Origin of the sequence: Sporichthya sp. (assembly GCF_013815995.1) — a bacterium.
In the GTDB taxonomy this organism is placed as follows: Bacteria; Actinomycetota; Actinomycetes; order Sporichthyales; family Sporichthyaceae; genus Sporichthya.
This window is the reverse complement of the sequence record NZ_JACDFE010000241.1, coordinates 1-6,544: the sequence shown is the minus strand read 5'-3', so window position 1 is coordinate 6,544 and position 6,544 is coordinate 1. Positions and strand designations below refer to the sequence as shown.

Genomic DNA, 6,544 nt, shown 5'->3' with positions numbered 1-6,544 from the left:
CCGTCGCAGACAGGACAGGTGAAGCCCTCCGGCCAACGCAGCAGCTCCAAATACTCCACGCAGGCGTCATCGTTCGGGAACCAGTCCCGGAACTCCTGCACCGTGCGCGGGTAGTCGACTCCGCCTACCGGACGTTCTTTGCTCACACCCGAAATCGTACTGCACTCAAGCAGATATGCAGAATACACGTTCACCGGGTCTCCTTGGCGAAGAAAGCCGTCGCTCGCTTGAGGATCTCCACATCTTCACGCAGCCGCCGGTTCTCCCGACGCAGCTGGGCGAGCTCTGCCTGATCATCCGAACCCAGATCACCCTCGGCACGGGTCCCGTCATCGCGTTCGGCCTGCTTGACCCACTCCCGCACCGCGGTCTCGGTCAGATCGAAGTCCTTCGCGACCTGCCCCACCGAGCGGTCACCAGCCCGACACCGCTCCACGATGTCGGCCTTGAACTCCGCAGTGAACGAACGACGGGGCCGCGGCTTCTTTTTCGCCATGGTCTCCATGATCGACATCCTCTCGAGGCCGAAGCCTCACAGGTTGGATGTCCGTCCCGGCGGGTCAACCCCAGTCCCGGACCCGTCGGCACCGGTCGGCTTTGCCGCCATAAGAGTGATCTGGCGGCCGCCTCCAGCCAGATCTCAGTTCCCACGTAGGGGAACGGAAGGGCGGTTCCCGCTCCGCGGCGGTGTCCGTCCTCTGTACCCCTGGTAGCCGCGGTTTCATTCCCACGGGCGAGGTGGCGTGCGGCGGGTCATGCCACGGGCAGGCACCCGCAGGCTCAGGTCCTGCCGGATGCGGACCAGACGCAGCCGTCGCTCTGAGCGAGTACGACGAAATCGATGCCTTCGGCGTGGCAGACGTCCAAGAGATGCGGGTCAGGCGTCGCCAACGCTTGCCTAATGGTCCGGGCCACTTCAGCGGCGATGCAGTCGGCCATGCTGACCGCGCACCGAGTGCGGTGATAGTGCTGTGCGCGGAGACGTCCGGCGGCCGCTCCGAGGTGCGCGGTGACGGCGACGCCATCGAGCAGTCCGAGCTGGGCCACGTCGAGAGCAGCCTCTTCCTCATCTGCGTTGGCGATGCGGATCAGGTGATCGAGGACCTCGGCGACTCCGACTGCAGTGAGGGCGGCGTCGCCGCGGTGCAGGATGGCCTCGACTTTGGTGGCGGCCGGCTCGGCCCGCAGCAAGGCGACGACGGCGTACGCGTCGAGGACGGTCAACGGCGCGCAGCCCGTGCGGATTCGTCTTGACGGGAACGGCGGCGAGCCGCGTCTGTGGTGGGCCCTCGCCCGGCGTATTTGCCCACGAGGTCTGCCACGCCGTCGTCTGGCAGCGGTCGCATGACGACCCGGTCGCCGAGGTCGACCACAACCACGCGACGCGCGTTCCACCGGGATCGGGCGTCGGCGGGAATCGAGACCTGGCCGTTCCGGGACACAGTCATCACATAGCTGGCAGTCTCCATGACGACCATTGTATATGTATGAAAGTTCGTTGTATGCATCGCGCTCGGGCGGGACCGCGGACTCCAACGCCCAGGCGATCGACACCGAGAGGGCCCAGGCGTCTGCGGAGGCTGAAGTAGACGGTGAGTACCGACAATCTGATGCCACGTTGGATGCCATCAGGAGCCTCTTGGGTCGCCTGTAGAGCGGTGTCACGCAGAGTGGTGTACGACCCGGGCCCGTGATGGGCGTGGCGTAGTCGTGTGAGGCGGCCACCGCGTGATCCTCGAGAGACCTCTCACAGTCGACTCGCGGGCAGAATCGAACTGCCGACACCCTCTCTAGCCGGCCCGATCCAAGTCGGGGCCTCGCCCCGGCGCGGACTAGGGACCCTCGATCGACTTACCCGCGTCCTTCCAACCACCGAAGCCGCCGTCGAGGTGCGCCACGCGCGTGTAGCCCATGTCCTGCAGGGTCGCCGCGGCCAGCGCCGAGCGGCCGCCGCTGGCGCAGTGCAGGATCACCCGCTTGCCTGGGTCCAGCGGCTCCGCGTGGTACGGGCTAGTGGGGTCGGCGCGGAACTCCAGCATCCCGCGTGGGACGTGCATCGCCCCGGGGATTCGGCCGCTCGCCGCGAGCTCCTCGGGTTCGCGCAGGTCGACCAGCAACGCCCCGTCCGCCAGCTCACGCTCCACCGCGTCCGGGTCCAGGTTCTCGACGCGGCCCTTCGCCGCGGTGACTAGCTCGGATGCGCTCTTCGGCATACGGTTTGCTCCTCCGGCTCGGGCGGCACGGCGCGAGGACGTCCGTGCGCGCGACCCCGTCTGTGCTGCGGGGCCGGGTCGCGCCAGTCTAGGGGACCATCGACACCACCCGCGAACGACGCGACATGTGGTACCTGAAGCGTTACGGGTTGCCGTTCATGTGCTGAAACCTGATGCTGAAGGGGCGCGCATGAGAGAAGGGCTGAGGCAACGCAGGAGGATCGCGAGCGCGACGCGATCGAGATCCCGCTCTTACGAACCGCAACGCCTTAGAGAATTTGATTTCTACCAGACGAAGGAGACCCGCGCATGACCGCGACCGTAGGATCCCACCTCAATCAGGTCGACTTGGCCGCCGTCGGCGCCCTCGTCCAGGCTGTCAGCGAGCAGCCGGAGAAGGCGGCAACCACCTGGGGGGCCGAGGTCCGGTGGACCGGTGCGTTCAAGTCCGAGGCGACGGTGCGCGACTTCGCGCCCATGCCCTCCGACGAGCCGAAGGGCATGGGTGGCAACAACGCTGCGCCCAACCCCGTCGAGCAGCTGCTCGCCGCGCTCGGCAACTGCCTCGCGGTCGGCTACGCAGCCAACGCGACAGTCGCCGGCATCGAGATCAAGGAACTGACGATCAAGGTCGAGGGCGACATCGACATGCACTCGTTCCTGGGTCTGAAGGAAGGACATGCGGGATTCTCTGGGATCCGCACGGTCGTCGACCTCAAGGCCGACGCCGATCCCGCGGCGATCGAGGCGCTGCACCGCCGCGTCGAGGGAAGCTCGCCGGTCGGTCACACGATCTCAGCGGCTGTGCCGATCACCTTCACCGCAACCTGATTCCGCCACGAGCCGGTCGGTACGCAGCGAAACCCGCCGCCGACCGGCTCAACGCTGGGGTGGCGCACGATGGGGGTAGGTGCCTACCCGGCCGAGCGACGAGGACAGCGTCATGAAGGATCATCCGAAAGCGGCCCGGATCGCGGCGGCGGTCGCCGACCGCGACCTGACGGGCTCGGCGCGTACTTCACCGAAGACATCCGATGCGCGCCATACTGCCCGGCGGGCCGGAGGAGACTACTGGCCGGGACACGGTGCTGGATCGACTCAGTGTCTGGGTCGGTGACTACGCGGCGGTGGTCCTCGACGATTCCGCCCGGCGACGACGTCGGTGACCGACTGCTCGTGCACTACCGTCTGGTGTTCGATCCGGATGACGACCGTCGAGTGCTCACGCAGACCTGGTCGTCCACCATCTCGAACGACGGACCCATCGCGCGCATCGACCTGCTGTGCTCCGGCTTCCGAAAGTTCTGACGATGTCTCAGACGGACGCGCACGCCGCCCGCGATCCCGCCCTGGACAACTGGGGCGGGCCCGATTTCGACCTCGACAACCCGTTCCCGCTCTTCGCCGACGTACTCGCCGTCGGGCCGATCCACGAGATCACCCTGCCCGACGGGTACAAGGCCGTCCTGATCCTCGGGTACAAGGAGGCCAAGGCGGCCTTGTTGCACCCTGACCTGCCCAGGACATCGGCGTGCGGCTTGTCGGCGGATTTCGGACATCCTGGACGGCAAGGCGCAGTTCGCAGGGTCACTCCACACACTGGAGTTCTGCGCTGCCGGAAATCAGCATCGAAGTTCGCGCTGAAGCCATGCTGCGCAGCAAGACCACGACCGGCTTCAGCTATCACTAGGAGGTATCGACATGGCGAAGTCCAGCAAGGAAGCATGCTGCGGTCCCGGCTATGCGTCGCCTACAGAGGCCATCAAGGCGCCCCCGGAGTTGCTCCTTTATACGGTCGCCCTCTACATAGGCACTGGCATTCAAAAACCAGATTACCTGGCCACGATCGACGCTGATCCGGATAGTCCGACCTACAGCCAGGTCATCGCCCGGCTCGAGATGCCGGGAATCGGCGACGAGTTACACCACATGGGATGGAATGCATGCGCGTCCTGCCATGGTGATCCGACCAAGGAACGGCGCTTCCTCATCGTGCCAGGGGTGCGGAGTTCCAACCTCCACATCGTCGACTGCGCTACCGATCCGCGGAAACCGAGCCTGCACAAGGTCATCCAAGGCAGCGAAATCAAGGCGAAGACCGATCTTTCGGCACCGCATACCGTGCATTGCTTCGGATCGGACATCATCATCTCGATGCTGGGCGACGCCAAGGGAAATGCACCCGGCGGCTTCCTTCATCTGGACCAGGATTTCAACATCCTCGGGCGTTGGGAGAATGACCTCGCTGGAATGAAGTTCAATTACGACTTCTGGTACCAGCCGCGCCACAACGTCATGGTGTCGACCGAATGGGCTGCACCGAACACGTTCATGCCGGGATTCGACCTCGAGGAGGTCGGTCTTCTGAAGTATGGCCGCGAGATTCACTTTTGGGACCTCGCCAAGAAGAGCGTCGTGAACACCGTCTATCTCGGTGAGGATGGCCTCGTCCCGCTGGAGGTACGCTTCCATCACAACCCCGACAGCAGCCATGGTTTCGTGGGTGCCGCTTTGTCATCGAACGTCATCCATTGGTACAAGAAGGACGACGAATGGGTCGTCGAGAAGATCATCGACATCGAGAACCGGCGTCATCCGGATTGGCCGATCCCAGTGCCAGGATTGATCAGCGTGATCCTGCTGTCGATGGATGACCGCTTTCTTTATCTGTCGAACTGGTTGCACGGCGATCTGCGCCAATACGACATCTCCGACCCCTCCAACCCGGTTCTGACCGGCCAGGTGTGGATGGGCGGGTTGCTGGGCGAGGCACCACAGGTAAATGGGAGGGAGATCACGGGCGGGCCGCAGATGATCCAGCTCTCGCTCGATGGGCGCCGGCTTTACGTGACGACCTCGCTGTTCTCGACGTGGGACAATCAGTTCTACCCCGAGATCCGCCAGAACGGCGGCTGCATGCTCATGGTCGATTGCGATCCCGTGAATGGCGGCATGTCGATCAGCAAGGACTTCTTCGTCGATTTCGGCAAGGAGCCGGGCGGCCCGGCCCGCTGCCACGAGACACGCTACCCGGGCGGCGATTGCACGTCGGACATCTGGACCTAGCCATGGGAACCGTGACCATCACGCTGGCGAACAGGGGCGGGCAGCGCTTCACGGTCGACCGGAGCACCCCTCTTCTCGACAGCCTCGAAGCCCTAGGTGTCTCATTACCTTATGGCTGTCGCTATGGCGGCTGCATCTCCTGCGCCGCCAAGCTGACTTCCGGCGCGGTCGACCAGAGCGCCGGTGTGGCGCTGAACGGCCGGCAGTTGGCAGACGGTTACGTGCTCCTTTGCGTCGCTCACCCGAAGAGCGATTGTGCGTTCGAAGTTGGGGTTGATAGTCACGACAAGCTCTACCGCAATCCGTTCAAAAGTCCCCTCGGGTCGGACGAATTGAAGCCCGACATCCTCAGATAATCCGGGCTCAAGGAGGCCGCGTCTTGAATCACGACGAAGATTACCCGACAGAATATCTGGCCAAAATCCTCAAGGACGTGAAGACGATAGCTATGGTCGGCGCTAGCTCGAATCCGACCAAATTCAGCTATGGGGTCCTCCGGGTTCTTCACGAGACGGGCTATGAGATGATCCCCGTCAACCCGGCGGAAGCTGGCGGCGAGATCCGGGGATTACCGGCCTACCCATCACTCAGCGCGATCGACCGACCGGTCGACATGGTGCAGATCTTTCGCAACTCCGAGGAGGCCTATTCGGTCACGGAGGAGGCCATCAAGATTGGTGCCAAGGTGGTCTGGATGCAGATCGGCGTCCGCAACGACGAGGCCGCGCGTCTGGCCGAGGCCGCCGGCCTGCGGGTGGTGATGAACCGCTGCCCGAAGATCGAGCTGTTTCGGCCATTCTGGAAGCCGAAGCTAGATCCCGGAATCTGATCGGCTGGTAATGGGTTTATGCACCCGATTGCCGCAGCCAGCCGGATCTACAACGCATGGCAGTTTTCGGCCGAAGCTTGTCGGACCGCAACCTCTCTGCGCGGCGGACACCATCCGCGACCAGCTGCCCGACGCGGTCACCGCGCTCGACGCCTTCGACTTCGATGTTTACCTAAGAGGATAGTATCGCAGTAGCAGTTGCGGGGATCGAAGTAGGCTTTGCCGGACGTGTGGAATCCGGAGTCGACTGCAGTCGACTGGTGAGGGCGTCCCGTTCGGCGGCGGATCGCATCGCCCCAGGTCAGAGATGGTGCCCCCGGGCAGAATCGAACTGCCGACACCCGCTTTAGACGGTATGTGGCGACCGGCTCATCAGGGCCGGTTGCGGGCCGGGGCCTCGCTCACGAGATTCGTGGGTTACCGAGCAGGGGCTGCC

Annotated in this window: 9 protein-coding genes; 5 read left to right on the top strand and 4 right to left on the bottom strand. The window is 64.2% G+C overall.

Annotated features, from left to right (window positions below):
* The 4 genes from H0X00_RS20310 to H0X00_RS20295 form a co-directional block, all read right to left on the bottom strand.
* Nucleotides 1-146: transposase (locus H0X00_RS20310; protein ID WP_293774317.1), on the bottom strand; the 146-nt coding region annotated here is incomplete at its 3' end.
* A gap of 44 nt (nt 147-190) precedes the next feature.
* Nucleotides 191-505 (bottom strand): transposase, encoded by a 315-nt coding sequence (locus H0X00_RS20305; protein WP_293774315.1) that lies wholly within the window; start codon nt 503-505, stop codon nt 191-193.
* Between the two features lie 275 nt (nt 506-780).
* Complete coding sequence (locus tag H0X00_RS20300; RefSeq protein ID WP_293774313.1) at nt 781-1,224, bottom strand: PIN domain-containing protein; 444 nt, start codon at nt 1,222-1,224, stop codon at nt 781-783.
* A 608-nt stretch (nt 1,225-1,832) separates the two neighbouring features.
* Nucleotides 1,833-2,213, bottom strand: coding sequence for a rhodanese-like domain-containing protein (locus H0X00_RS20295; protein ID WP_293774311.1), 381 nt, complete (start codon nt 2,211-2,213; stop codon nt 1,833-1,835).
* A 309-nt stretch (nt 2,214-2,522) separates the two neighbouring features.
* On the opposite strand from H0X00_RS20295, the gene H0X00_RS20290 reads away from it, so the two are divergent.
* The 5 genes from H0X00_RS20290 (at nt 2,523) to H0X00_RS20270 (ending at nt 6,108) form a co-directional block, all read left to right on the top strand.
* A complete protein-coding gene (locus H0X00_RS20290; protein WP_293774309.1) occupies nt 2,523-3,044 on the top strand; it encodes an OsmC family protein in 522 nt (173 codons plus the stop codon).
* A gap of 282 nt (nt 3,045-3,326) precedes the next feature.
* Nucleotides 3,327-3,521 (top strand): hypothetical protein, encoded by a 195-nt coding sequence (locus H0X00_RS20285; RefSeq protein WP_293774308.1) that lies wholly within the window; start codon nt 3,327-3,329, stop codon nt 3,519-3,521.
* Nucleotides 3,522-3,914: 393 nt separating this feature from the next.
* On the top strand, nt 3,915-5,279 hold the full coding sequence (locus tag H0X00_RS20280; protein WP_293774306.1) for a selenium-binding family protein: 1,365 nt from the start codon (nt 3,915-3,917) through the stop codon (nt 5,277-5,279).
* A 2-nt stretch (nt 5,280-5,281) separates the two neighbouring features.
* On the top strand, nt 5,282-5,635 hold the full coding sequence (locus tag H0X00_RS20275; protein ID WP_367186711.1) for a 2Fe-2S iron-sulfur cluster-binding protein: 354 nt from the start codon (nt 5,282-5,284) through the stop codon (nt 5,633-5,635).
* 23 nt (nt 5,636-5,658) lie between these two features.
* Nucleotides 5,659-6,108 (top strand): CoA-binding protein, encoded by a 450-nt coding sequence (locus H0X00_RS20270; RefSeq protein ID WP_293774304.1) that lies wholly within the window; start codon nt 5,659-5,661, stop codon nt 6,106-6,108.
* The last annotated feature ends 436 nt before the right edge of the window (nt 6,109-6,544 follow it).